The 23846-nt window shown below is 68.2% G+C and carries 23 protein-coding genes and 1 pseudogene; 9 read left to right on the plus strand and 15 right to left on the minus strand.

Features of this window, described 5'->3' with window-relative positions; translation table 11 throughout:
- Nucleotides 1-5: 5 nt before the first annotated feature.
- Complete coding sequence (locus OH768_RS35995; RefSeq protein ID WP_406460112.1) at nt 6-2981, minus strand: glycoside hydrolase family 35 protein; 2976 nt, start codon at nt 2979-2981, stop codon at nt 6-8.
- Nucleotides 2982-3099: 118 nt separating this feature from the next.
- On the opposite strand from OH768_RS35995, the gene OH768_RS36000 reads away from it, so the two are divergent.
- On the plus strand, nt 3100-3558 hold the full coding sequence (locus OH768_RS36000) for an Rrf2 family transcriptional regulator (protein ID WP_359615435.1): 459 nt from the start codon (nt 3100-3102) through the stop codon (nt 3556-3558).
- Nucleotides 3559-3671: 113 nt separating this feature from the next.
- Nucleotides 3672-4595 (plus strand): sulfite exporter TauE/SafE family protein, encoded by a 924-nt coding sequence (locus OH768_RS36005; RefSeq protein ID WP_406460113.1) that lies wholly within the window; start codon nt 3672-3674, stop codon nt 4593-4595.
- 43 nt (nt 4596-4638) lie between these two features.
- Here OH768_RS36005 and OH768_RS36010 read toward each other — a convergent pair whose 3' ends face one another.
- A complete protein-coding gene (locus OH768_RS36010; protein WP_406460114.1) occupies nt 4639-5487 on the minus strand; it encodes an intradiol ring-cleavage dioxygenase in 849 nt (282 codons plus the stop codon).
- A gap of 283 nt (nt 5488-5770) precedes the next feature.
- On the opposite strand from OH768_RS36010, the gene OH768_RS36015 reads away from it, so the two are divergent.
- Nucleotides 5771-6427, plus strand: a complete 657-nt coding sequence (locus tag OH768_RS36015) for a DUF4360 domain-containing protein (RefSeq protein ID WP_406460115.1) — start codon at nt 5771-5773, stop codon at nt 6425-6427.
- A gap of 48 nt (nt 6428-6475) precedes the next feature.
- Here OH768_RS36015 and OH768_RS36020 read toward each other — a convergent pair whose 3' ends face one another.
- On the minus strand, nt 6476-7246 hold the full coding sequence (locus OH768_RS36020) for an intradiol ring-cleavage dioxygenase (RefSeq protein ID WP_406460116.1): 771 nt from the start codon (nt 7244-7246) through the stop codon (nt 6476-6478).
- Between the two features lie 409 nt (nt 7247-7655).
- Between OH768_RS36020 and OH768_RS36025 the strand changes: the two genes are divergently transcribed.
- Nucleotides 7656-7910, plus strand: coding sequence for a hypothetical protein (locus OH768_RS36025; protein ID WP_406460117.1), 255 nt, complete (start codon nt 7656-7658; stop codon nt 7908-7910).
- 25 nt (nt 7911-7935) lie between these two features.
- Here OH768_RS36025 and OH768_RS36030 read toward each other — a convergent pair whose 3' ends face one another.
- Nucleotides 7936-8913, minus strand: a complete 978-nt coding sequence (locus tag OH768_RS36030) for a catalase (RefSeq protein WP_406460118.1) — start codon at nt 8911-8913, stop codon at nt 7936-7938.
- A 7-nt stretch (nt 8914-8920) separates the two neighbouring features.
- Nucleotides 8921-9289: a hypothetical protein gene (locus OH768_RS36035; RefSeq protein WP_406465591.1), complete on the minus strand. Its 369-nt coding sequence runs from the start codon at nt 9287-9289 to the stop codon at nt 8921-8923.
- Here OH768_RS36035 and OH768_RS36040 point away from each other — a divergent pair.
- Nucleotides 9276-9455 (plus strand): annotated as a pseudogene (locus OH768_RS36040) (MerR family transcriptional regulator); the annotation flags it as partial. The gene OH768_RS36035 and the pseudogene OH768_RS36040 sit on opposite strands and share 14 nt — an antisense overlap.
- Before the next feature lie 37 nt (nt 9456-9492).
- Here OH768_RS36040 and OH768_RS36045 read toward each other — a convergent pair.
- Complete coding sequence (locus OH768_RS36045; RefSeq protein ID WP_359615506.1) at nt 9493-9780, minus strand: metal-sensitive transcriptional regulator; 288 nt, start codon at nt 9778-9780, stop codon at nt 9493-9495.
- A gap of 76 nt (nt 9781-9856) precedes the next feature.
- Nucleotides 9857-12025 (minus strand): MMPL family transporter, encoded by a 2169-nt coding sequence (locus tag OH768_RS36050; protein ID WP_406460119.1) that lies wholly within the window; start codon nt 12023-12025, stop codon nt 9857-9859.
- 151 nt (nt 12026-12176) lie between these two features.
- On the opposite strand from OH768_RS36050, the gene OH768_RS36055 reads away from it, so the two are divergent.
- Nucleotides 12177-12569 (plus strand): DUF302 domain-containing protein, encoded by a 393-nt coding sequence (locus tag OH768_RS36055; RefSeq protein WP_406460120.1) that lies wholly within the window; start codon nt 12177-12179, stop codon nt 12567-12569.
- Nucleotides 12570-12606: 37 nt separating this feature from the next.
- On the opposite strand, the gene OH768_RS36060 is transcribed toward OH768_RS36055, so the two are convergent.
- The 3 genes from OH768_RS36060 to OH768_RS36070 are packed head-to-tail and all read right to left on the minus strand — an operon-like array spanning nt 12607 to nt 13846.
- Nucleotides 12607-12783 carry a DUF397 domain-containing protein gene (locus OH768_RS36060; RefSeq protein WP_406465593.1) on the minus strand — a complete coding sequence of 59 codons (177 nt, stop codon included), beginning with the start codon at nt 12781-12783 and terminating at the stop codon, nt 12607-12609.
- Complete coding sequence (locus OH768_RS36065; RefSeq protein WP_406460121.1) at nt 12783-13025, minus strand: DUF397 domain-containing protein; 243 nt, start codon at nt 13023-13025, stop codon at nt 12783-12785. The genes OH768_RS36060 and OH768_RS36065 overlap by 1 nt, the downstream gene beginning before the upstream one ends.
- Nucleotides 13022-13846 (minus strand): helix-turn-helix domain-containing protein, encoded by an 825-nt coding sequence (locus tag OH768_RS36070; RefSeq protein ID WP_406460122.1) that lies wholly within the window; start codon nt 13844-13846, stop codon nt 13022-13024. Before OH768_RS36070 ends, OH768_RS36065 begins: the two co-directional genes overlap by 4 nt.
- A gap of 130 nt (nt 13847-13976) precedes the next feature.
- Between OH768_RS36070 and OH768_RS36075 the strand changes: the two genes are divergently transcribed.
- The 3 genes from OH768_RS36075 to OH768_RS36085 are packed head-to-tail and all read left to right on the plus strand — an operon-like array spanning nt 13977 to nt 16222.
- Nucleotides 13977-14429, plus strand: coding sequence for an ATP-binding protein (locus OH768_RS36075; protein ID WP_406460123.1), 453 nt, complete (start codon nt 13977-13979; stop codon nt 14427-14429).
- Nucleotides 14430-14453: 24 nt separating this feature from the next.
- Nucleotides 14454-14786: a hypothetical protein gene (locus tag OH768_RS36080; protein ID WP_406460124.1), complete on the plus strand. Its 333-nt coding sequence runs from the start codon at nt 14454-14456 to the stop codon at nt 14784-14786.
- Between the two features lie 59 nt (nt 14787-14845).
- Nucleotides 14846-16222 (plus strand): DUF3500 domain-containing protein, encoded by a 1377-nt coding sequence (locus tag OH768_RS36085; protein WP_406460125.1) that lies wholly within the window; start codon nt 14846-14848, stop codon nt 16220-16222.
- A 575-nt stretch (nt 16223-16797) separates the two neighbouring features.
- On the opposite strand, the gene OH768_RS36090 is transcribed toward OH768_RS36085, so the two are convergent.
- The 5 genes from OH768_RS36090 to chvE form a co-directional block, all read right to left on the minus strand.
- Nucleotides 16798-18453 (minus strand): pyridoxal phosphate-dependent aminotransferase, encoded by a 1656-nt coding sequence (locus tag OH768_RS36090; protein ID WP_406460126.1) that lies wholly within the window; start codon nt 18451-18453, stop codon nt 16798-16800.
- A 166-nt stretch (nt 18454-18619) separates the two neighbouring features.
- On the minus strand, nt 18620-19774 hold the full coding sequence (locus OH768_RS36095) for an aldose epimerase family protein (RefSeq protein ID WP_406460127.1): 1155 nt from the start codon (nt 19772-19774) through the stop codon (nt 18620-18622).
- A gap of 83 nt (nt 19775-19857) precedes the next feature.
- On the minus strand, nt 19858-21102 hold the full coding sequence (mmsB, locus tag OH768_RS36100) for a multiple monosaccharide ABC transporter permease (RefSeq protein WP_406460128.1): 1245 nt from the start codon (nt 21100-21102) through the stop codon (nt 19858-19860).
- Nucleotides 21099-22649, minus strand: coding sequence for a multiple monosaccharide ABC transporter ATP-binding protein (mmsA, locus tag OH768_RS36105; RefSeq protein ID WP_406460129.1), 1551 nt, complete (start codon nt 22647-22649; stop codon nt 21099-21101). Before mmsA ends, mmsB begins: the two co-directional genes overlap by 4 nt.
- A gap of 47 nt (nt 22650-22696) precedes the next feature.
- Nucleotides 22697-23806 (minus strand): multiple monosaccharide ABC transporter substrate-binding protein, encoded by a 1110-nt coding sequence (gene chvE / locus OH768_RS36110; protein ID WP_406460130.1) that lies wholly within the window; start codon nt 23804-23806, stop codon nt 22697-22699.
- Nucleotides 23807-23846 lie beyond the last annotated feature (40 nt).

The following is a 23846-nucleotide window of genomic DNA, read 5'->3' on the forward strand; positions in this document are numbered from 1 at the left end:
GGTGGTCAGTGGCCGGGGGAGGCCACCGGTGTCACCGGTACTCCTCCGGCCGCGCTGCCCAGCAGCGTCAGGCGTACGTCCTTCGGGCCCGCCGGTGTGGTGCCGTCGGACAGGACCGCCAGCGCGAGTGTGTTGGTGCCACGTGTGCGGAGGATCCCGTTCGGCAGGGCGAAGGTGTGCTGTGGGCCCACGTCGTTGATGTACTGGCCCATGTTCCAGCCGTTCAGGAAGATCTGGACGCGGTAGGCGCGCGTCGGGTCGTCGTCGAGGACTAGGCCGATCGAGGCGTCGATGCCGGTGTCCACGGCGAGCTTGAAGGTGGTCCGGTACCAGGCCACGCCCTGGCGCTTGTCCGCGCGTGGGAGGGTGACGGCGTCCCAGCCGGAGTCCGGGAAGTCCGGCAGATGCCAGCCCTCGCGTTCGCCGTACAGGCCGCCGTTGTTCTGCGGGCCGCGCACCGGATCGGGCGCCGCCTCGCCCTGGAGGCGCCAACTCACCTTCGGGGAGGCGCCCTTGAAGGTCACGGCGGTGAGGCCGCGGGCGACCTTGTGGGTGTCGAGGGCCTTGCCGTCCTGGTCGTGCTGCATCCGCCGGACCAGGACGGACAGGACGTGCGGACCGGCCGTGCGCAGCTTCTCCGGAACCGCGAGGGTCGCCTTGGCGGTCCAACTCCCTTGCCGCACACTGCTGGTGGTCGGCACCGGCATCCGGTGGGTGCCCAGCGGTTCGCCGTCGAGCCAGGCCATCAGCAGGCCCTGGGTGCCGGAGCTGTAGGCGAGGGTCACCGATTCCAGGGCGTCGGCGGCGGCCGTGGTGAACCGGCCCCGGTACCAGACGTCGCCGTAGTGGAAGCCGTAGTCGTCCGCGAAGAGGACGGGCTGTCCCGACGGGACGGCCGTCGTACTGAACGACGAAGTCCGGTTCGCCTGCGTCCACTTGGAGTCGTCGAAGGCGACCGCGGCCTCCTGGTTCTCCACCTTCCGGCGCCAGCCGTCGAGCGCGGGAAGCGGTACCGCGGGCACTCCCGGCAGCAGCGCGTCCGGGTTCGAGCGCAGGCTGAATGCGTTGGTGACGGTCGCGGGCACGGCCTGCCCGTTCCAGGTGACCTCGGTGATGCCGCGCGGCCCCCACACCTCCAGGCCGGTCTCGCCGATGGTGTCGCCGGTGAGGTGGGCGGTCGTGCCGCTGACGGTGGCCTCGCGCAGCAGCGCCGGGCCGTAGACCAGCGCGGTGCCCGAACCGGTCTCGTAGGGCCACAGGCGTACCGAGCCGGCCTCGTCGGCGAAGACCAGCAGGAGGGGGTTGTCGACGCCGCCGCCCTGGACCAGGATCCGGGTCAGGCCGCCGATGCCGAGCGGGACGGTGACATGCAGGATGCCGCGGTCCCAGACCCAGGCGGCCTGCGCGTCGAGCCGGGTCACCACCGGCTCCTCCGGGCACTCGACCACGGCGTGCGCCATCTCGCCGCGCTTGCCGGCGAACACGGCGATGTCCTGCCGGCCGGCGGTGAGGACCATCATCGGGGTGGCGGTCGAGTACCTCAACTTCCGTCCGCCGAGGGCGAGTCGGGCGACGAGGAGGCGGGCGTCCTGGGCCGGGACGGTGACCTCGATGTCGTCGTCCGGGGCCGACAGTGTCGAAGTCACGTCCGCCGCGGTGTCGTTGCGCAGGACGTAGACGTGCGAGCCGGTGTCGGCGTTGGTGAGGTGGTACGCCTTCAGCCCGTCCACCGTGACGTCCGCCGCCCGGTCCAGCTTGGCGAAGTCGGGCACCGTCCGCAGCAGATGGCCCAGTTGGTGCATCGGGACGAGCTTCGGGGTCGGGTTGCGGCCCTCGTCGAGGGCGGCGCCGTAGTCGTACGACGTGTAGACGACCGGCGCCGGCAGCCAGCCCCACGAGGTGCCGCCGAAGGTCATGTAGACGTTGTGCAGGGTGAGCCCGTTGGCGAGGTTGGTGAGGTAGAAGCGCCGCTCGTACGCCGCGTCACGCGTCCGGCGCGACTCCGCGTAGCCCTTCCCGTCGAACCAGGACCCGCCCCACGGATCGAACCAGCCGCCCCCGAACTCCGGTACGAAACCAGGGGTCTTGGGGCTGGCGGTCGCCCCGCCCTTGGCCCCGCCGATCCCGAAGTGGCCCCAGTCCGGCGGCGGTTGCGTCGGCGTCGGATAGCCGTCGAAGCCGTAGAGCCAACCGCCCGTGTCGCCGCCGGTGTCGAAGGACCCGGGGGTCCAATAGCCGTTGCGGCCCTTGTCGTTGTGGAACAGGGGGACGTCGATGCCGTCGGCGCGCACCTTCTTGTACAGGTGGGACATGTAGGCGGCGCCGGTCGGCTGGGTGGTCTGGGCGTCGTACTCGTTCTCGATCTGGTAGAGCAGCACCGTGCCCGTGCCCTGGGTGAACAGGTGCTTGGAGACGATGGAGTTGACCTGGGTCAGCCACTCGTCGACGTGCGAGAGATACGTCGGATCGGCCGTCCTGGCGGTGCCCTTGGTGGCGGTCAGCCAGCCGGGGAAGCCGCCCGCGTCGATCTCCGCGTTGATGTAGGGGCCCGGGCGCAGGATGACGTAGAGGCCGGTCTCGGCGGCCGTGCGCAGGAACAGGTCGAGGTCGCGGACGCCCGTGAAGTCGTAGTGGCCCTGCGCGGGGGAGTGGTAGTTCCACGAGACGTAGATGCTGACCGCGTTGTAGCCGAAGGCGCGCATCTTCTGCAGGACGTCCCGCCACAGGGACGGGCTCGGCAGCCGGAACGGGTGCATCTCGCCCGACCACAGGACCAGGCGTCTGCCGTCGACGAGCAGGGAGTAGCGGTCGTAGCCGATCGTGTGCGGCAGCCCGTCCGCGCCCGGCGGGGCGGGGGGCGGGCCGGTCGGTACGACGTGCGCGGCGTACGCGTCCGGGGAGCCGGCGCTGCCACCGCCCAGCGCGAGTCCGAGCGCGGCCGTACCCGCGAGGGTGCTGAAGGTACGCCTGCTCAGCTCCACTGGAAGCTCCTTTCGGGTCCGGTCCGTCGGCGGCACGTGCGAAGCCATTTTCCGTGGTGATCCCAGGAGGCTTTCGTGCGGGGTCATTCTGTACGCCAGAACGGCCCACAATGGACGCATGAGGATCTCGGCACGGGCGGATTACGCGGTACGGGCGGTACTGGAGCTCGCCGTACGGGGTGACGACGGCCCGCTGAAGGCCGAGACCATCGCCACCACCCAGGGCATCCCGCACAAGTTCCTGGAGGGCATTCTCGGCGATCTCCGGCGCGCCGGGATCGTCGACAGCCGGCGCGGCGGGGGCGGCGGCTACCGGCTGGCGCGCGACGCGACCGCGATCACCGTCGCGGATGTCATACGCGCGGTGGACGGCCCGATCGTGTCGGTGCGCGGCGAGCGCCCCACCGGCCTCGCCTACACCGGCTCCGCCGAACCCCTCCTCCCGCTGTGGATCGCGCTGCGCGCCAACGTCCGCAAGATCCTGGAGGGCGTCACGCTCGCGGACATCGCGGCGGACGCGCTGCCGGAGCCGGTACGGCGGCTGGCGGCGGAACCGGCGGCGTGGGAGAACCCGTAGCGGCGGGCCGTTCACCGTCGTCTCAGGCCGCGCTCAGATTCACCCTTTAGCGTCACCTCCCGTTCATCCCTACTCAATCGGTGGGAAAGCCGGGAACGGACGGGACGCACCACATGCGCACGCTGATACTGCTCGCTCTCGCGGGCCTGGGGGCCCAGCTCGTGGACGGCAGCCTCGGCATGGCCTACGGGGTCACCTCGACGACGCTGCTGCTGGCCATGGGGACCAATCCGGCCGCCGCCTCCGCCACGGTCCATCTCTCCGAGATCGGTACGACCCTGATGTCCGGGGCCTCGCACTGGCGGTTCGGGAACGTGGACTGGAAGGTCGTCGTGCGGATCGGCGTACCGGGCGCGGTCGGGTCGTTCCTGGGGGCCACCGTGCTGTCGCAGCTCTCGACGGAGGTCGCGGAGCCGGTGATGTCGCTGATCCTGCTCGGGCTGGGTGTCTACGTCATGTCCCGGTTCACCTTCAAGGGGCTGCCGGAGGGGCAGCTGGGCAAGCCGCTGCGGAAGCGGTTCCTGGCGCCGCTGGGCCTCGTCGCCGGGTTCCTGGACGCCACCGGCGGGGGCGGCTGGGGGCCGGTCGGTACGCCCGCGCTGCTGGCCAGTGGCCGGATGGAGCCGCGCAAGGTGATCGGGTCGGTCGACACCAGCGAGTTCCTGGTCGCGGTGGCGGCGAGCCTCGGTTTCCTGTTCTCGCTGGGGTCCCAGGGGCTGAAGTGGACCTGGGTGATCGCCTTCCTGCTCGGCGGGGTGGTCGCCGCGCCGGTCGCCGCCTGGCTGGTCCGGCTGGTGCCGCCCCGGGTGCTGGGCTCGGCGGTCGGCGGGATCATCGTCGTGACCAACGTCCGTACGCTGCTGCACAGCGACTGGATCGGTGCGCCGGGCGCGCTGAGCACACCGGTCTACGTCGTGCTGTACGGGATGTGGGCTGCCGCTCTGGCGTACTCGGTCCGCGCCCATCGCCGGGACGAGGCGAGGAAGGCGCGGACCGAGTCCGAGTCCGCCGAAGGGCGGCAGCCCGTCAGGGTGTGATCGGCGCTCGCCGATCAGTGCGTTCTGATCAACTGCCTCCCGATCAACTAGTACTGACGCCCACGGTCAGGGTGGCCGTGTAGCCGTCGGAGACGCTCGTGCCGAGCGCGGTCAGGGTGAGCAGGCCGGACGCGGCCCCTCCGTCGTCGTAGACCGTGTCGTCGGCGAGGACCGTCTCGGCGGTGGTGTTGTCCGAGTACGGCGAGGTGGCCTGCACCATCTCGTTGAGGTCCGCGTCGAAGAACAGCTGGCCGGTGTGGACGAGCGTGCCGCCGGTGTAGGTGCCGTCGGCGATCGTCACGCCCGTGTGCACCCGCATATGGACGTGGACGGCGCGCGAGACGTAGTGCCCCGGCCAGATGGAGATCAGGCTCACCTGACCGTTGGTGTCGGTCAGTTGCCCGCCGCGCAGGAAGGTGCCGTCGTCGTCCTCCGTGTGTCCGTTCTTGCCGACGTAGCCGGAGTACTCGCCGAGCGCGTCGCAGTGCCAGAGCTCGACGAGGGCGTCGGCCAGCGGCGCGCAGTCGTTGTCCTGGTCGACGACGGTGAAGGTGTACTGGACCTCGACGCCTTCCTTCTCCTCTCTGAGGTCCGTGCGGACGAGAGCGCCGTCGAGCGAGTACGGACCCTCGGTGACCTCGGCGGTGAGGGTGCAGACACCGCTGGAGGCGGAGGCCGACGCGTCCGTGGAGATGGTGGTGGTCGCCTCGTCGGTGGCTGTCGCGCTGCTCGTGACCGTGTCGGCCGAGGCGAGGCCGGCCGCCACCAGGCCTCCCGCCAGGGCCGCGGTGCCGCCGCCGATCAGGACCCGGCGGCGCTGCATTCCCTTGTCCCGGCGGTGCCGGGCGGGTTGTTCGTGGTGTTGCTCGGGGTGCTCTCGTGTTCCCGTCATGGACAGCGAAGTTAGGGCCGTACCTGAAGAATTCCTTAATGTGCGGCTGTGAAGGGCCTGGGGACGGATCGGTCAACGCCCGCTTATTTCCACAGAGTTCACACACTGTGGGGAGAGTGTGAAAGGCGCATCTGTGAATGGCCTGAGTTCGCCCTGACCGTTCCGGGTGCGGCTTCCTACGATGCGAGCGCCCCGTCGGTCTTCACAGGAACTTCATTGGTTCTTCAAAGATTGGGTCTTCAAGGACCTGGGGCACAGCCACCCCCCAACCCAAGGAGAAACCATGCCTGGTGGGCTCCTCCTGAGTGGTGCGGTCGCCGCACTGCTCGCCACCGCGCTGCCGTCCGCGCAGCACTCGTCGTCGCCGGTCTTCGACGACCCGCCGCCGGACAAGATCGTCATCAACGTCGCGACCGTGAACGGCTCGGGCTGCCCGCAGGGCACGACGGCGGTCGCCGTCTCCGAGGACAACACCGCCTTCACGGTGACCTACAGCGCGTATCTCGCCCAGGTCGGCGGCAACTCCGACCCCACGGCGTTCCGCAAGAACTGCCAGCTCAACCTGGTCGTCCATGTCCCGCAGGGCTTCACGTACGCCATCGCGAGCGTGGACTACCGCGGCTTCGCCTCGCTCCAGCGCGGCGCGAGCGGTGCGCAGAAGGCCTCGTACTACTTCCAGGGCTCGTCGAGCACCGCGTCCAAGAACCACCCGTTCAACGGCCCCTACGACGACAACTGGCAGGCGACCGACAGCACCGACTGGGCCCAACTGGTCTGGGCGCCCTGCGGAGTTCAGCGTAACTTCAACATCAACACGGAGCTGCGGGTCGCCGCCGGCACCTCCTCGTCCAGCGCGGTCAGCTTCATGACCATGGACTCGACGGACGGCGACATCAGCACGGTGTACCACATGGCGTGGAAGGAGTGCCCGGCCTCCTGAGGTGATGTGGGGGTGGCCCGTGTCGCACCGCGGGCCACCCCCTTGGGTTCAGCTCTGCTGGACGCCGAGAGTCAGCGTGCCGGTGTAGCCGGACGAGGTCGAACTGCCCAGCGTGGTAAGGGTCATGAGGCCGGACGCGGCGCCTCCGTCGTCGTAGATCGAGTCCTGCGCGAGGGTGGTGCGGGTGACCGTGTTGGTCGAGTACGGCGAGATCTTGGCGACGGCGGTGGTGATGGTCTCGTCGATGAACAGCTGGCCCGTGTGGAGTTCCTGGCCGCCGGTGAACGAGCCGTTCGAGGTGAGCGTGACGCCGGTGTGCACCTTGACGTGGATGTGCACGCAGCGGCCCCGGTACCAACCCGGGTAGATCGTGGTGATGTTGGCGAGTCCGGCGGTGTTCGTCAGGACACCGCCGCGCAGGAAGGTGCCGTCGTCCGGTTCGCTGTGGCCGTTGTTGCCGACGTAGCCGGAGTACTCGCCGAGCGCGTCGCAGTGCCAGATCTCGACGAGCGCGTTGGGGATGACGGCGCAGGTGCTGTCGTTCACGACGGTGAGGGCCAGCTTGAGCGGGATGCCGGCCTTGCCTTCGGTGACGTCGGCGCGGACGAGGGCGCCGTCGAGGTAGTAGGGGCCTTCGGTCATCTCCTTGGTGAGGGTGCAGACTGCCGCCGCGGCGGCGGGAGTTGTGCCCGTCGTGGTGGTTGTGGGGGCCTCGGGCGCGGCGGCGCCGACGGCCAGTACGGCGGCCGTGGTGCCGGTGGCGATCAGTACGGTGCGGCGCCCGATCGGGTTGGTTCCTGCTCCAGAAGTGTCTGTCATGGACACGGCACCATAGGTAAGGATTCTGTTGGTCAGCTGTGGGGTTGGTAAAGTGACACTTCGTCAAGTTCCTTGCAAGACAGGGGACATGGTCTTTGCCGATACCTGCCTCCTGCCGGCTCGATGGCTCGGGAGAGGATCGCAGGGTGAACGACTTCGACTCCCGCCGTGCCGAACCCGGCGAGTTCCCGCGCCTGGGCGCCGCGCTGGACACGGTCAACCGCGACTTCGCGGCGATCTTCCCCGACCGGGAGCCGCTGGTCCTGATGGTCTGGGCGGGGACGAGGACCTTGGCGAGCATGTCTACGTCGCGCTGTCCGACGGCACCTCGCAGGGCAACGGTCTGTCCGAACCCGAGGATACCCACGCCGATCCTCTCGTCCATGTCGCGGAGGCTGCGCAGGAGACCGTGGTCGAACTGCTCTGGCAGGCCTGGCCGGTGTGCCCGTTCCACAAGCTCGGCACGCATCCGCGTCCCGAGGGGACGACGGCCGACTGGGAGTACGGGGAGAGCTGGGGCCCGGGGGTGGTGTGGTGGTGCCGGGGGCATCGCGGGGACGACTGCCACGACCTCGCGTCGGTAGGCGAACTGGCCGGTGCCCTGCCGGGCAAGCAGCGGCGCGAACTCCGGCGCGGGAAGCGGAAGCGGGGCAGGACCGGATGATGCCGCGGCCCCGCTTCACCCCACGTCAGGGAGCCAGGCGGCGTTCGGCCGAGACGGAGTAGGCGTGGCGGCGGAAGGTCACCATGGTGTCGTCGGAGAGGTCCACGCCGGGGGCGAGCCGGGTGGGGTCGAACACCTGCTGCTGCCAGTGGTCCTCCCGCGCCGAGCGGGCCGTGATGTGCAACTGCCCGGCCGGGATCAGCGGCCGGTGCTCGGGCCAGGCCTGTGAGGGGTCGTGGGTCGGGTCGCCCGGCTCCGCGAACTGGAAGACCAGGGTGAAGGAGAGGGGCCCGGCCGCGAGCCGGGAGTCGAGGTCGCCGATGAGGAAGTCCGGGGCCAGCGTCTCGCCGTACGCCGAATCCAGCTCCACTTCACCGAGTTGGGGCACGAGGCGGTAGCGGAACGGCCGGCGCTCACCCGCCTCGTCCACCAACACGAAGGCGTGCAGGCCGTCGTAGCGGGCGGTGGCGAAACTGGCGGGCGCCTGCTGACCCGCGAAGGACTTCAACGCCCCCCGGCTCTCCGGGTGTTGGGCGAGCACGGTGGCGAACTTCCCGGCCGCCGCCAGCTTCCCCTTGGCCCGGTCGGCGAGCCCGCCCTCCGTGCCGGCCTTGCCCAGCGCCTCGACGAGGTCGATGAACCCCTCGGGATCGTGACTGGGAAAGACCCGGAAGGTGGCCGCCACCAGATCCATGACGCCCTTGCCGGCGTCGAGGAACTTCACGGCCATCCCGCGTACGCCGCGCGCCCGGTCGTCGGCGTCGTAGCGGCCCGACCCGTTGGAGAACCGTACGACCGCCTCGGACTCGGCGGTGAGACAGGCGGCGGTCGTCCACTGCGAGACCTGCCCGCTGGGCACGAAGCGCGCGTCGTAGACGGCGCCGCGCGCGTGCAGCCGGCGGTCGTGCGGGCGCGGTGGCGCCGCGGCCTCGATCCGGTCGACGGCCTGTGCCGCGGTCATGCCGTCCTTGGTGACCGAGGAGTCCTGTGATGACTGAGCCATGCCCGCATCATCGCACCAGCGGCTCCCGCAACTCCGTTCCCCGCCGACACCACGGCGCCAGTTGGAGCACGCCGAACACCGCCTCCACGCCGAGGAACAGCCACAGGAACCGAGGGGCGCCCTGCGCGAGGGCGTACCCCTGCCAGGCGGTGAACAGCACACGGGCCACCCCGTCGAGCAGACCGTGCAGAACCAGCGGCCGGACGATCCGCAGCACGGCCCAGACGACCACCACGGATCCCATCAGATTCGCGTACAGAGTCTGTATGGGGTCGAGTTCGGGCAGCACACCCGGCGTCGACAGTGCGTCGTGCACCAGTGCGTACGTCCACGGGGTCGCGAAGCCGGCCGCCACGACACGGGTGGGCCTGAGCAGGGACGCCTTCCGGTTCTACGAACAGGTGGGCATCCTCACGAGCGAGCGCCGGCCGAACGGCTACCGCGACTACCCGCCCGAGGCGGTCTCCTGGCTCGAATACGTCCGTACGGCACAGGCCCTCGGCTTCTCCCTGGCCGAAATCGCCGAGCACGGCGACCTGCTTGTCCTCGCCCGGTTTGCCGACGTGTTCGCCGTCGACCTCAAGCCAGCGAGAGGAAGAGCTTTTCCAGGCGGGCGCGCATCTGTTCGCGGCTCTCGTCGGACGTGGCCTCGCCGTTGACATCCGTCAGGCACTGCTGCAGACCGGTGGCGATGATGGCGAACCCGGCCCGGTCGAGCGCACGGGAGGCCGCGGACAGTTGTGTCACCACATCCTCGCAGTCTCGCCCTTCCTCGATCATCCGGATCACCCCGGAGATCTGGCCCTGGGCCCTGCGCAGCCGGTTCAGCACGGATTTCAGCTCCGCACCCGCGAGTTCCAGATCCACCATCACTCCTCACCGATACCCCTAGGGGTAATGTAACAAATCCGGCCATCACACAGGAGACGGCCGAGGACTGGTCTCAGTCGTGCGAGAAGCGGATCGCGGGCAGCGCCCGGCGCAGCCAGGCCGGGGACCACCAGGCGGCCCGGCCGGTCAGGCGGAGCAGGACCGGGAGCAGGAGAAGCCGGATGAGGAAGGCGTCGAGCAGGACTGCGACGCCGAGGACGATGCCCATTTCCTTGGGCGGCAGTGGATCGGCGAGGGCGAAGGTGAAGAACACGGCGACCATGACCGCGGCGGCTGCGAAGACGACCCGGCCGGAGTGGGCGAGCGCACCGACGACCGCCTGCTTCGGGTCGCCCGTCCTCTCATGGTGCTCCTTGGCCGAGGAGAGCAGGAAGACCGTGTAGTCCATGGCGATGGCGAAGATCATCGCGAAGAAGAACACCGGCCCCCATCCGTCGAGGAAACCCTGTGGTTCGAAGCCGAGCAGGCCCGAGAGACGGCCGTCCTGGAAGATCAGCCTGGCGACGCCGAAGGCGGCGGCGGTCGCGAGCAGGTTCGTCAGTACGCCGACGGCGGCGACCAATGGGGCCTGCAGCGCGACCAGCAGCAGGAGGAAACCGAGAACCAGGATGACTCCGATGACCAGAGGTGCCTTGTCGTCAAGGGCCTGCTTGAGGTCGAGGTTCTCCACGGCCGCGCCGCCGACCAGCGCGTCGGCCGGGAGTTCCGTGCGCACCGTGCTGACGGTCCTCGTCAGTGAGGGGTCGGACGGGTCGACGGACGGCATGGCCTGGATGAGGTTCCACCCGGATCCGTCGGCCGCCCGCTGGGCCGGCAGGACGCTCGCGATGCCGTCGGTCGACTTGAGCGCCGTGAGTGTGGCGGTGACCGACGTGTCGGGTACGGCGACCTGGAGCATGCCCGGCGCACCCTTGCCGAAGCTCTCCTGCACCAGGGTGTAGCCCTGACGTGAACTGTCGTTGGCGGGGACCACCTTGATGGACGGCATCGCCGTCTTCAGTCCGAACACCGGCACGGCCAGGGCGATGAGTACGGCCAGTGCGAGGGCTCCGAAACGCAGAGGCTGCCGCCACAGGCGCTCACCCCACGCACCGAAACGCGGTGACTGCGTCCGGTCGGCGCGGGTGCGCGGCAGGGCCCACCTGTTGACGTTCGGCCCGAGCTTGGCGAGAACCGCGGGCAGCAGCGTGAGGGTGGCGGCGAGGACGAAGAGCACGGAGAGCATGATGCCGACCGCCATGGTCCGCACGGCGGGCGCGGGCACCAGCATGACCGCGGACAGGCTGACCAGCACGGTCAGCCCGGACAGCAGGACCGCCTTGCCCGCGGTGTCCATGGTCTCCTCGACGGCCCGCCGTGGGTCACGGCTGTGCCCCAGGGCGGCGCGGAACCGAATCACCAGGAACAGCGCGTAGTCGATGCCGAGCGCGAGCGCGAACATCAGGGCGAAGTCCATGGCCCAGATGGAGATCGGCGTGACATGGCTGATGAGGACGAGGGAGCCGACCGACGCGGCCAGGCCCGCCATGGTGAGCAGCAACGGCAGTCCCGCGGCGATCAGCGAACCGAACGCCACGACCAGAACGGCGAGGGTCACCGGCCAGGACAGGATCTCCGCGTGGATCATCGCCTTGAGGTTGGCGGTGTTGAAGTCGCTCCACATCGCCGAGGATCCGGTGGCCCGTACGGTCACGTCGGCGGTCGACAGTCTGCGCAGCGGCTCCTTGAGATGCTCCGCGGCACGCACCATGTCGTCGGTGCCGGACGCGGCTGCGCCCAGGACAAGGCCGGTCCTGCCGTCACGGCTGATGCTCGTGCCGGGCTGAGGAGGCACGACCTCACTGATCCGGTCGTCGGACTTCATCTCCTCGGTGACTTCGGCGATGACCCGCCGCACCGAGGGATCGCCGAGCTGATGACTCTTCGACGTCACGACCACCTGGATCGCGGAGGAGCCGGCCCCGCCGAAGTGCTTCTCGGCCAGCTCCCGGACCTTCACCGACTCCGAGCCGTTGCTCTGCCAGCCCGCACCCGAGAGCACGGAGGTCACCTGCGGGGCGAACGCTCCGAGGACGGCGACGATCACCAGCCAGCCGACGAGTACGTGCTTGACGTGTCCGGCGGTCCAGGCCCCGAGCCGACCCAGCGGGCCGACCCGGCCGGGCGGCGAGGGGTCTTCCTCGGTGCTCCTGCCGGTTGCGGCGGTGGCGGATGTGGACATGGTTCCTCCTGGCATTTAATACCCCCGGGGGTATGGCATGCCGATGAGGGTACCCCCAGGGGTATCTAAATTGGTAGGCTGTATACCCGTGGGGGTATTGAAGAAGCGATGTCGGACATCGGCGTCGCCGCGCTCTGAAGGGATCTGAGCCATGCGCTACGACCGCACCGTGTACGTCAGGACCGACTTCGCCACCACTGTGGCGGCGGTGCGTGAGGCTCTCGCCGAGCAGGGGTTCGGGATCCTCACCGAAATCGACGTCGCCGCCACACTCAAGGCGAAGCTCGGTCAGGGCATGGAGGACTACCTGATCCTCGGCGCCTGCAACCCGCCCCTGGCCCACCGGGCTCTTGAGATCGACCGCACCATCGGGCTGCTTCTGCCCTGCAATGTCGTCGTGCGCGGAGACGGTGAGGGGACCGTCGTCCAGGCGCTGGATCCCGACACGATGACCGCCTTCACCGGACTCGAAGCCCTGCGCCCCGTGGCCGAGGAGGCGGGACGCCGGCTTGACGCGGCTCTGGAGGCCATCGAGCGGCCCTGAAGGCGGAGAGGCGGGTGGGCTGTGGGTGACCCGGTGATCAGAGCGTGCGGATGAACTCGGTCCAGGCGGTGGGGGAGAGGGCGAGTTGGGGGCCCTGCTTGTCCTTGGAGTCGCGGATGCGGATGGTGGAGGGGCAGGTGGCGATCTCGACGCAGTCGCCGTCTCCACCGCTGCTGTAGCTGCTCTTGAACCAGGCGAGTTCGGGCGTGCTCATCACGCTCCCAGGGTGATGATGAATTTCGTCCAGGTGGCGGGGGCGAGGGCGAGTTGAGGGCCCTCGGTGTTCTTGGAGTCGCGGACGTGGATGGTGGAGGGGCAGGTGGCGATCTCGACGCAGTCGCCCGAACTGCTGCTGCTGTAGCTCGACTTGTGCCAGGAGAGGGCGACTTCGACGCAGTCGCCATCGCCGCTGCTGCTGTAGCTGCTCTTGAACCAGGCCAGTTCGGACGTGCTCATAGCGCTCCTCGTATCCGTTCCAGCAGGCTCATGGACTCCTCCGAGGTGAGAGCCTGTGAACGCATCCTGGCATAACGCTGCTGGAGCACGCTTACTTCCTTCGCCTCAGAGATCAGCAGACCGGCTCGCTGTCCCTCGCAGTAGGCGAACCACGTGTTGTTGGGGGTCTCCAGCAACTGCATGGGACCGGCCAACCCTGCGTGGCTCTCCCGTACTTGTGGCATGACCTGGATCTCGATGTTCCGCAGCCTGGAGAGCGCAAGTACGTGGTCGATCTGCCCCAGGGTGACCTCAAGCCCGCCGGTGCGCCGCAGGAACGACCCCTCCTCCAGGATGAAGTTGAACGCCGTGTTCGGCCGTCCCCTCAGCAACTCCTGCCTCTTCGCCCGCTCTACCCACTGCGCTTCGACCTGCGCGTCGTCCATCGGCGGTAGTTGTTCGAGGAACAGCGTCCGCGCGTACGCCTCCGTCTGCAACAACCCAGGAATCATCCGGCATTCGTACGTGTACAGCGTGATCGCCGTCTTCTCCTTCAGCGCCCACTGCCGGAACCAGGACGCCAACCCCGGCCGCCGTTCCAGATGTTCCGCCGCCCGCCGAACCGCCCCGGTGTTGCCCAACACCGGGGCGGAGTGCTCGACGAAAGCCTGGTCCGGCATCCGCCTCCCCAACTCCACCGACTCCACGGTGTGTTTGGAGTAGCCGATCCGCCGCCCGAACTCCTCCCGGCCCAACCCCGAGTGCTCCCGCAACGCCTGCAACATCGCCCCGAACGTCCGCAGGCTGTCGGACGCCTCCGGCTCGCCGCTGCCCTCGACCATGGTCACCCACCTCCCGCGCACATGGTCACGGAACGTAGCGCGTACTGTCCAGCGGGTGACCCCGTACGCTCGCGCAGCGTACGGGCCCGGAAGCTGGTGAAGTGGCCTCCCCTAACGCCACATTGGGCACATGACCACCCAACCAACCGTCACCGTACACACGTTCAGTCAGCGCCTCAGCCCCACTCCCCGCGGTGCCCGTCTCGCCCGTCACCTCGCCCTGAACCAGCTCCACGCCTGGGGCATCCCGCACGGCAGTGACGCCTCCGACGCCGTCGCCGTGATCGTCGCCGAACTCGCCGCGAACGCCGTGACCCACGGGCGTGTGCCGGGACGGGACTTCGAGCTGCGGCTCTCCCTCGTCACCGGGAGTATCCGCATCGAGGTCACCGACACCCGTACCGGGCCGCGTCCGCCCGGACCCGGTGCCGTACGGCAGCCCGAGACGCTCGACGATTTCGGGCGTGGGCTCGTGTTGGTGGAGGCGATGGCGGACCGGTGGGAGGTGCTGGACCGGGAGCCGTTGGGGAAAACCGTCCGCGCGGAAGTCGACGTCCGCGCTGGTCATCCCTTTTCCAAGTAGCCCTACTGGTGCGATGATTGGGCAGTGCTCATAGCCCTGAACGTGCTGCTTTTTGCCGCCGCCTTCTTCAGTCTCGCCGTGGGCATCACGGCCGTCACGTCGTCCTGGGTGTTTCCCTGGCTGGCCGGCAAGATGCTCAGGCCCCGGCTCTGGGGCGCCGGATACACCTTGTTCGGCGTCGTCGTCCTGTATCACGCGGTAATCGCGCTGGTGGATGTCGACCCGGAGCTCCAAATGGTGCTGGCGGTCGTCACCTCGGTGGTGGCTCTTGGTGGCCTCGGCATGATGGTCTTCGCCCAGCGGATCGGCCGGGGAGCGCCGCCGTCGCTCCCTACCAGGCCCGGCGCCCCCGAGTAGCCTCCTCCTCACAGGTTCCGGACAAGAACACTTCAGGTTCGGCATGGACTCTGATCCCCATGCATGGACACCGACCCCACACCCCCGCATCCGCACGCAGTCGCCGCTGGTTCATGAACAAGGCGCTGCTCGCCGGAGGTGTCGCCGCCGTGGCGACCATGACCGGATGCTCCAACGACTCGTCGGCCACGGCGAGTTCGTCCTCCGCCGCACAGTCCGGCGCCCCGAGCGGTATGCCCTCGGGCGGGCCCGGAGCCGGCGGTGGCGCGGGCGGCGGCATGGGCCCCGGGGTCTCCCAGGTGAAGTACAAGGACCTCAAGGGCGTCACCGCCGACGGTATGGTCGTCGACGACCTGTTCACGATCCACTCGACCGGTGTGTCCACGGATGGACTGGTCAAGGCGGCGCAGGCGTTCCTCGACGGGCTCTCCGCGAAGGAGCGCAAGTCCTGCACCTTCGACGTCGACGCCGACGAGTGGACGGCCTGGAGCAACGTCGACGGCTACGCCCGCAAGGGCGTCCGCATGGGCGACCTCGCGGAGAAGAAGCGCGACCTCGGCTACGCCCTGCTCGGCGTCGCGCTCTCCGCTGAAGGGCTCACCCAGACCCGCAACATCATGAAGCTCAACCAGTTCCTCGGCGACTCCAACGGCGGCAACCAGAAGACCCTGACCGAGGGCCACTACTTCTTCACCTTCATGGGTACCCCGTCGACCACCAAACCGTGGGGCTTCCAGTACGAGGGCCACCACGTCGCCGTCAACTACTTCGTGCTCGGCGACCAGGTCGTGATGACACCGACCTTCATGGGCTCCGAGCCGACCACGGCCACGTACAAGGGCGAGAAGATCACCCTGTTCCGGCCGGAGACGACGGCCGGCCTGGCGATGATCCGCTCCCTCACCAAGGCGCAGCTCGCCAAGGCGGTCTCCTCGCAGGACAACGGCAACGAGGACATGAAGGCCGGCGCCGGCTCGGACAACCTCAAGCTCGCCTACGCGGGCCTGCGCGGTTCCGAACTCACCACCGCACAGCGGAAGAAGCTGCTGGACGTGGCCGGGGTATACATCGGTTACATCAACGAGGGGCACGCCGAGGTCAAGATGACCGAGGTGGAGAAGCACCTGGACGACACGTACTTCTACTGGATGGGCGAGACGAAGGACGACTCCGCCTTCTACTACCGCATCCACAGCCCGGTCGTGCTCATCGAGTACGACGCCCAGGCCCCGCTCTTCTACCACGAGGCCTCCTCCGCGAGCCCCAGCGCCAGCGCCAGTGCGAGCCCGAGCTCCAACGCCGGCGGCCCTCCCGGCGGCATGGGCATGGGCGGCGGCACCCCGTCCCAGGAGCACATCCACACCATCATCCGCACCCCCAACGGCGGCGACTACGGCGTGGACCTGCTGAAGCTGCACCTGGACAACGACCACTGACATATGCCCAATTGGAGCGGGCCCGGCGGGGCTGGTCCTGGGGAACCTGCTCCTGGACCAGGGCATCGACTGCGAAGAACTCCGCCGCCAGGGCTTCGAACCCGGCTCCGTCACCCCGAGCGTCGTGGTCCGCGAACGCCTCGCCCGCCGCTACGGCCCCACCCTCGCCGAAACCCCGCTCGCCATCGTGCGCGCGGTGGTGACGTCACCGTCCTCTATCACCGCACCCGGACCGCTTCGAACTCCGCCTCCCCGGCCGCCACACCCCCTCCCCGACCCGACCGCCTCACTCCTCGGCGTCATGACGGGAGCCTGGGCCACCCAAGTGGTCGCCACGATGGCCGAGCTGCGCATCGCCGACCACCTGGCCGACCACCCGGGCACCGACGCCGACACCCTGGCCCACCTCACCGCCACCGGCCAACCCCTGTGCACAGGCACGGAGTTCAGCCTCCACCCACTGGCACGCCTCTACGCGGGCCCGTTCTACGACTCCTTCGCGGGGCTGTCGCATTGTGCGGCTCCGCCGCGTGGGCGCGACCAGCCCCCACACACCCGCACCCGGCAACGAACGCCTAGCCCGCCTGCCCCATCCCCGCAGCATTGGGCCAACTCTGAGCATTGGGCCACCCAGTGGCAGGCGCCGGCGCAAGATTCTGCATCCCATTGGGACTGGTAGCCCCCCGCACCTGCGCGGCCGTAAGCCCATTACGAGCAGGAACTCCAGTGGGCGTCGGCCCTTGAGGAGCCGGCGCGGGCGTACCGTACGGCTGCTGCTGAGGCTGCTGCATGACGGGCATCTGCTGCGACACCTGAGCCAACTGCTCCGGCATCTGCGCAACAGGCTGCATCGGCATCTGCGGAACCTGCGCCGCGGCCACCATCGGCTGGTACTGCGGCTGGGGTTGGGGTTGGGGCTGCGGCACGAGCTGCGGCTGAGGTGCCGCGGCCGCCGGCACCTGCATGGGTACGGGCTGCGGCTGCGGCTGCATCTGCGTGATCGCCGCAGGCATCTGCATGCCCGCGCCGTTGGTCGCGCCGACGAGCCGGTCCACGGCCGCCGTACCCGAGCTGTAGCTGGTCCCTGTGCTCAGCTCGGGTACGGCGGCTCCCCTCCTGGTCCCGTAGAGCACCTGTTCCAGGCCGGACACCAGGCGACGCACGTCCACCTGGGGGCGCACCACGAGGCGCAGGAAGCGGCTGGACGAGCCGATCTTGTTGCCGCACTCGCGGACCAGGATGCGGTGCTCGGTGAGCATCCGGTCCCGGACCACGGTCCCCTCGGCGCCCACGGGGAGGCGTACGAAGAGGAAGTTGCCCTGCGACGGATAGACCGTCAGGCCGGGCAGCGCGGAGAGATGGCTCGCCATGTCGAGTCGGTCGCGGCGCACCTGCTGGAGGCTCTGCGCGTACTCCGCGCCGTGCTCCTTGAGGATGAACACCACGTGTTCGGCGAAGGCGTTGAGGTTCCACTTGGGCAGCATCGAGCGGACGCGCCCGGCGAGGGCGGGGTTGGCGACGAGGTAGCCGAACCGTATGCCGTGCAGGCCGAAGTTCTTGCCGAGGCTGCGCAGCACGACCACGTTGGGGCGCAGCATCGCCTCATGTACGACGCTGGGTTCGACCTCCGCGTCGGCGAATTCCAGGAACGACTCGTCGATGACGATGAGGTCCAGGTCGGCCATCGCGTCCATGAACTGGACGAGTGCCTGCTTGTGCAGGAAGCCGCCGTCGGGGTTGTTCGGGTTGCAGATGACCGCGACCTTGGTGTTGCGCTTGCGGATGAACTCGGCGTACTGCGCGAGGTCCAGGGCGAAACCGTTGGACTCCTGGAGCGGGAACATGTCGACCCGCTTGCCGGTCTCCATGGGCTGGTCGGTCCAGCGGCCGAAGGTGGGGACGGGGATGGCGAGTGACTCGCGGACCATCAAGTGGTCGATCCAGGTGATCAGTTCGGTGGAACCGTTGCCCATCGCCACGCAGCTCGGCGGGAGTTGGAGCAGATTGCAGAGCTCGGCCGTGATGGTGTCGGCGCTGCTCGGGTAGTACGTGATGATCTCGCGCAGCCGGGCCGCCATCTGGTCGAACATGGCGGGGGTGGGGAAGTACGGGTTGCACGGGATACAGAAGTCCACGGGGCCTGTGCCGTCGCTCTCACGCGCCAGCGCTGCCATCGACGGGCTGTGCGCCGCCGTACTGCGGAACAGCGAGGTGACGTTGGAGTCGGCCAATGGAACCTCCGTATGAAGGCGGGCCCGGCGGGGACGACCGGGCCCGTCGTCTTGGGTGGCCCGCGCGGGGGAGCACGGGCCGCCCTTGAATACGGAGACGAGTGTGGCGCTGTTCAACGGATGTGAAATTAGTGTGAGTTCGGGAACCCCTGGCCCGAGCTTCGCGTCACGCGCTGAACGTGTGGATCGTCGACGTCTTGTACGTCTGACCCGGCCTCAGCACTGTCGACGGGAAGTTCGCGTGGTTCGGCGAGTCCGGGAAGTGCTGGGTCTCCAGGCAGAGTGCGTCGCCCTGGCGGTAGGTGTGGCCGCCGGTGCCGGTCAGGGTGCCGTCGAGGAAGTTGCCGGTGTAGAACTGCAGCCCCGGCTGGTCGGTGGCGATCTTCAGGGTGCGGCCGGAGTGCGGGTCGTGCAGCGTCGCGGCGTGCTCGGGCTTCGCGGTGATGCCCTTGTCGAGGGCCCAGTTGTGGTCGTATCCCTTGGCCTGCACCTGCTGGACGTGGGCGGCCCGGATGTCGCGGCCGATCGGCTTGGTCTTGCGGAAGTCGAAGGGGGTGGCGGAGACCTTGGCCAGTTCGCCCGTGGGGATCAGCCCCGAGTCGGTGGGCGTGTAGCGGGAGGCGGGGATCGTGAGCTCGTGGTTCTCGATCGTGCCGCTGCCCTCGCCGGCGAGGTTCCAGTAGACGTGGCTGGTCAGGTTGACGACCGTGGCCTTGTCGGTGGTGGCCTCGTAGTCGATGCGCCAGTCGCCGTGCTTGTCGAGCGTGTACGTCACCTTCACCTTGAGGGTGCCCGGGTAGCCCATCTCGCCGTCGACGCTGGTGTAGTACAGGTGCAGGCCGACGTCGGAGCCGGCGGTGAAGCCCTCCACGTCCCAGATGTGCTTGTCGAAGCCCTGGGTGCCGCCGTGCAGGCTGTTGACCCCGTCGTTGACGGAGAGCTGGTAGCTCTTGCCGTCCAGGGTGAACTGGCCCTTGGCGATGCGGTTGCCGTAGCGGCCGATCAGGGCGCCGAAGTACGGGGTCTTCGCCACGTAGTCGGCGATGTTGTCGAAGCCCAGGGAGACGTTGGCGTACCGGCCGTGCCGGTCCGGGAGCTCCAGGGACTGGACGACTCCGCCCCACGACAGCACCTTGAGCCGGGTGCCGCCGTTCTCCAGCGACCAGCGGTAGACCTTGCTGCCGTCGGCGAGCGTGCCGAAGAGTTCCTTCACGGGCTTCCTGCCTCCGGATGCCGCCTGCGCCGTACCTGTACCGAGGGTGCTCGCGGCGATGCCTGCGGCTGCCGCGCCTGCAATGACCGTGCGTCTGTTCAGTTCCATTTAGCGGCTCCTGCAAATGGGAGGGGCCCCGCCGTGCCTTTCGTGCCTTGCGACAGGACAGACAGACGGGGCCCGATCTGGACTTACGAACCGGACTTGCGTTTGTTCCACACGTCGAAGCCGACCGCGGTCAGCAGGGCGAGGCCCTTGATGACCTGTTGCCAGTCGGTGCCGACGCTGAGGAGGTTCATGCCGTTGTTCAGCACGCCGAGGACGAGACCGCCGATGATGGCGCCGAGGACGGTACCGACACCGCCGCTCATGGAGGCGCCACCGATGAACGAGGAGGCGATGGCCTCCAGTTCGAAGCCGTCGCCCGCCTTCGGCGAGGCCGCGTTGAGACGGGCGGTGATCACCAGACCCGCCAGGGCCGCGAGCACGCCCATGTTCAGGAACACCTGGAAGGTGACGCGCTTGTCCTTGACGCCGGACAGCTTCGCGGCCGGCAGATTGCCGCCGATCGCGTAGATGTGGCGGCCGAAGACGGTGTTGCGCATCACATAGCCGTAACCGGCCACCAGGACGCCGAGGATGATCAGGATGATCGGCGCACCGTCGTAGCTGGCGAGCAGCAGGGTGAGCCAGGCGATCGCGGCGACGATCGCGACGAGCTTGAGCAGGAACAGCTTGGTGGGCGGTACGTCGAGCGAGAACTCCTGCTGCCGGCGCCGGTCGCGCACCTCCTGCCACACCACCGCGGCGATCATCACGAGGCCCAACAGCAGCGTGATGTTGTGGTAGTTGGTGTTCGGGCCGGCCGCGGGCAGGAAGCCGTTGCCGATCTTCTGCAGGCCGCCCGGGAAGGGGCCCAGCGTCTGGCCCTGCAGGAGGATCTCCGTGAGGCCGCGGAAGAGCAGCATGCCGGCGAGGGTGACGATGAAGGACGGTATGCCCGCGTAGGCGATCAACAGCCCCTGTACCGAGCCCGCCACGGCGCCCATCAGCAGGCACAGCACCAACGCGACCGGCCACGGGACCTGGTGATTGACCATCAGGACCGCCGCGAAGGCGCCCACGAACGCGGTCAGCGAGCCGACCGACAGGTCGATGTGCCCGGCGATGATGACCAGCATCATGCCGATCGCGAGGATCAGGATGTAGCTGTTCTGCAGCACCAGGTTGGAGACGTTGCGCGGCAGCAGCAGGTCCCCGCCGGTCCAGATCTCGAAGAGGATCACGATCAGGCCGAGGGCGATCAGCATGCCGTACTGCCGCATGTTGCGCCGCAGGCCGTCCAGGACCAGCCACAACAGGCCGCCGCCCGCGCCCGATCCGTCCTTGCCCGGCGGTGCCGCGGCCGGGATCTTGTCGGTGACGTCCGTGCTCATCGCGTTACCTCTTTGTCCTTCGTCATCTGGCGCATCAGCACTTCCTGCGTGGCCTCGGCCCGGGGCACCTCACCGGTCAGCCGGCCCGCCGCCATCGTGTAGATGCGGTCGCACATGCCGAGCAGCTCCGGCAGTTCGGAGGAGATGAAGACCACCGCCTTGCCCTCGGCGGCGAGTTGGTCGATGACCGTGTAGATCTCGTACTTGGCGCCCACGTCGATGCCGCGCGTGGGCTCGTCCAGGATCAGCACCTCGGGACCCGCGAAGATCCACTTGCTGAGGACGACCTTCTGCTGGTTGCCGCCCGACAGCTTGCCCACCGGCTCGAAGACGGTCGGCGCCTTGATGTTCATGGATGTGCGGAACCGCTCGGCGACCTGGCGTTCCTCGTGCTCGTCCACCACACCGCGCTTGGCGACCTTGTTCAGGGCGGTCAGCGAGATGTTCCGGTTGATCGTGTCGATGAGGTTCAGACCGTAGTGCTTACGGTCCTCCGTGACATAGGCGATGCCGTGCCCGACCGCCTCCGCGACGGACTTGGTGCGGATCTCCTGGCCGTCCTTGAGGACCGTGCCGCCGGCGTACCGGCCGTAGGAGCGCCCGAAGACGCTCATGGCGAGTTCGGTGCGGCCGGCGCCCATGAGTCCGGCGATGCCGACGATCTCGCCCCTGCGCACATTTATTGACACATCGTCAACTACCTTGCGCTGCTGGTCGATCGGGTGGAACACGGTCCAGTCGCGGATCTCCAGCGCGGGCGCCGCCTCGGGCTCTCCCGCGTACGGGGTGCGCTCGGGGAAGCGGTGGTCGAGGTCGCGGCCGACCATGCCGGAGATGATCCGCTCCTCGGTCGTCTCCGGCGCCTTCACGTCGAGGGTCTCGATGGTGCGGCCGTCGCGCAGGATCGTCACCGAGTCGGCGACCCTGCGGATCTCGTTCAGCTTGTGCGAGATGATGATGCAGGTGATGCCCTGCTTCTTCAACTCCAGGATGAGATCGAGGAGTTTGCCGCTGTCCTCGTCGTTCAGGGCCGCCGTCGGCTCATCCAGGATGAGCAGCTTCACCTTCTTCGACAGCGCCTTCGCGATCTCCACCAGCTGCTGTTTGCCCACGCCGATGTCGGCTACGCGGGTCTCCGGGTGGTCGCTGAGGCCCACCCGGCGCAGCAGTTCGGTGCCGTGCCGCAGGGTCTCGTTCCAGTTGATGAGCCCGCGCGTGGCGTGCTCGTTGCCGAGGAAGATGTTCTCGGCGATCGACAGGAACGGCACCAGCGCCAGCTCCTGATGGATGATGACGATGCCTCGGTGCTCGCTGGCCCGGATGTCGCGGAAGCGGCACTCCTCCCCTTCGAAGAGGATGTCGCCCGAGTAACTGCCGTGCGGATGGACGCCGGAGAGCACCTTCATCAAGGTGGACTTCCCGGCGCCGTTCTCACCGCAGATGGCATGGACCTCGCCCTGACGGACCGTCAGTGTGACGTCCGAGAGCGCTTTGACACCGGGAAAGGTCTTGACGATCGAGCGCATTTCCAGGACGGGTCCCGCCATGGTCGTGCCTTCCAATCAAGTGTGGGGTCGGGTGACGGGCAGCGGAACTACTTGAGTTGCGCGTCCGTGTAGTACCCGCCCTTGACCAGCACGTCCTCGTAGTTGGACTTGTCCACGCTCACCGGCTGCAGCAGATAGGCCGGGACGACCTTGGTGCCGTTGTCGTAGGTCTTGGTGTCGTTGGTCTTCGGCGTCTTCTTGTTGAGGACGTCGTCGATCATGGTGTCCGCGACCTTGGCGAGCTCACGGGTGTCCTTGTAGACGGTCTGCGTCTGCTCACCGGCGATGATCGACTTCACCGAGGCCAGCTCGGCGTCCTGGCCGGTGATGACCGGCAGGGGCTTGCTGGCGGAGCCGTAGCCGTCCGACTTCAGCGCGGACAGGATGCCGATGGAGATGCCGTCGTAGGGCGACAGCACCGCGTCGACCCGGCCCGTCTTGTACGAGCCGGTGAGGATGTCCTCCATGCGGTTCTGCGCCTTGGTGCCGTCCCAGCGCAGGGTGGTCACCTTGTTGAGCTCGGTCTGCCCGGACTTGACGACCAGCTTCTTCTGGTCGATGTACGGCTGGAGCACGCTCATCGCGCCGTTGAAGAAGTACTTGGTGTTGTTGTCGTCGTTCGAGCCGGCGAACAGCTCGATGTTGAACGGGCCTTTCTTGCCGCTGTTCAGACCGAGCTTCTGGATGAGGTATGTGCCCTGGAGCACGCCGACCTTCGTGTTGTCGAAGGAGGCGTAGTAGTCGACGTTCTTCGTGCCGAGGATGAGGCGGTCGTAGGCGATGACCGGGATCTTCGCGTCGGCGGCCTCTTGGAGCACGTTGTTCAGGGACTTGTTGTCGATCGCCGCGATGATCAGGCCCTTGACGCCCTGGGTGATCATGTTCTCGATCTGGGAGACCTGGGTGTCCGGGTCGTCCTCGCCGTAGACCAGCTTGGTCTTGTAGCCCTTGGACTTGAGGTCGCTGACCATGTTGTTGCCGTCGGAGATCCAGCGCGCGGAGGACTTCGTCGGCATCGCGATGCCGATCGTGCCGCCCTTTGCACTGCTCTCCTTCTCCTTGCTGCCGCCCGAACCGCTCTGCCCGCACGCGGACAGGGTCAGCGCGAGGGTGGCGGCGCCGGCTATGAGGGGGAGGGCGCTTCTGCGGATGCGCATGTGAACTGGCCTCATTCTTCTCGTCGTTGAGAGGTGCAGC

The sequence above is a fragment of the Streptomyces sp. NBC_01622 genome (assembly GCF_045209635.1).
GTDB lineage: Bacteria > Actinomycetota > Actinomycetes > Streptomycetales > Streptomycetaceae > Streptomyces.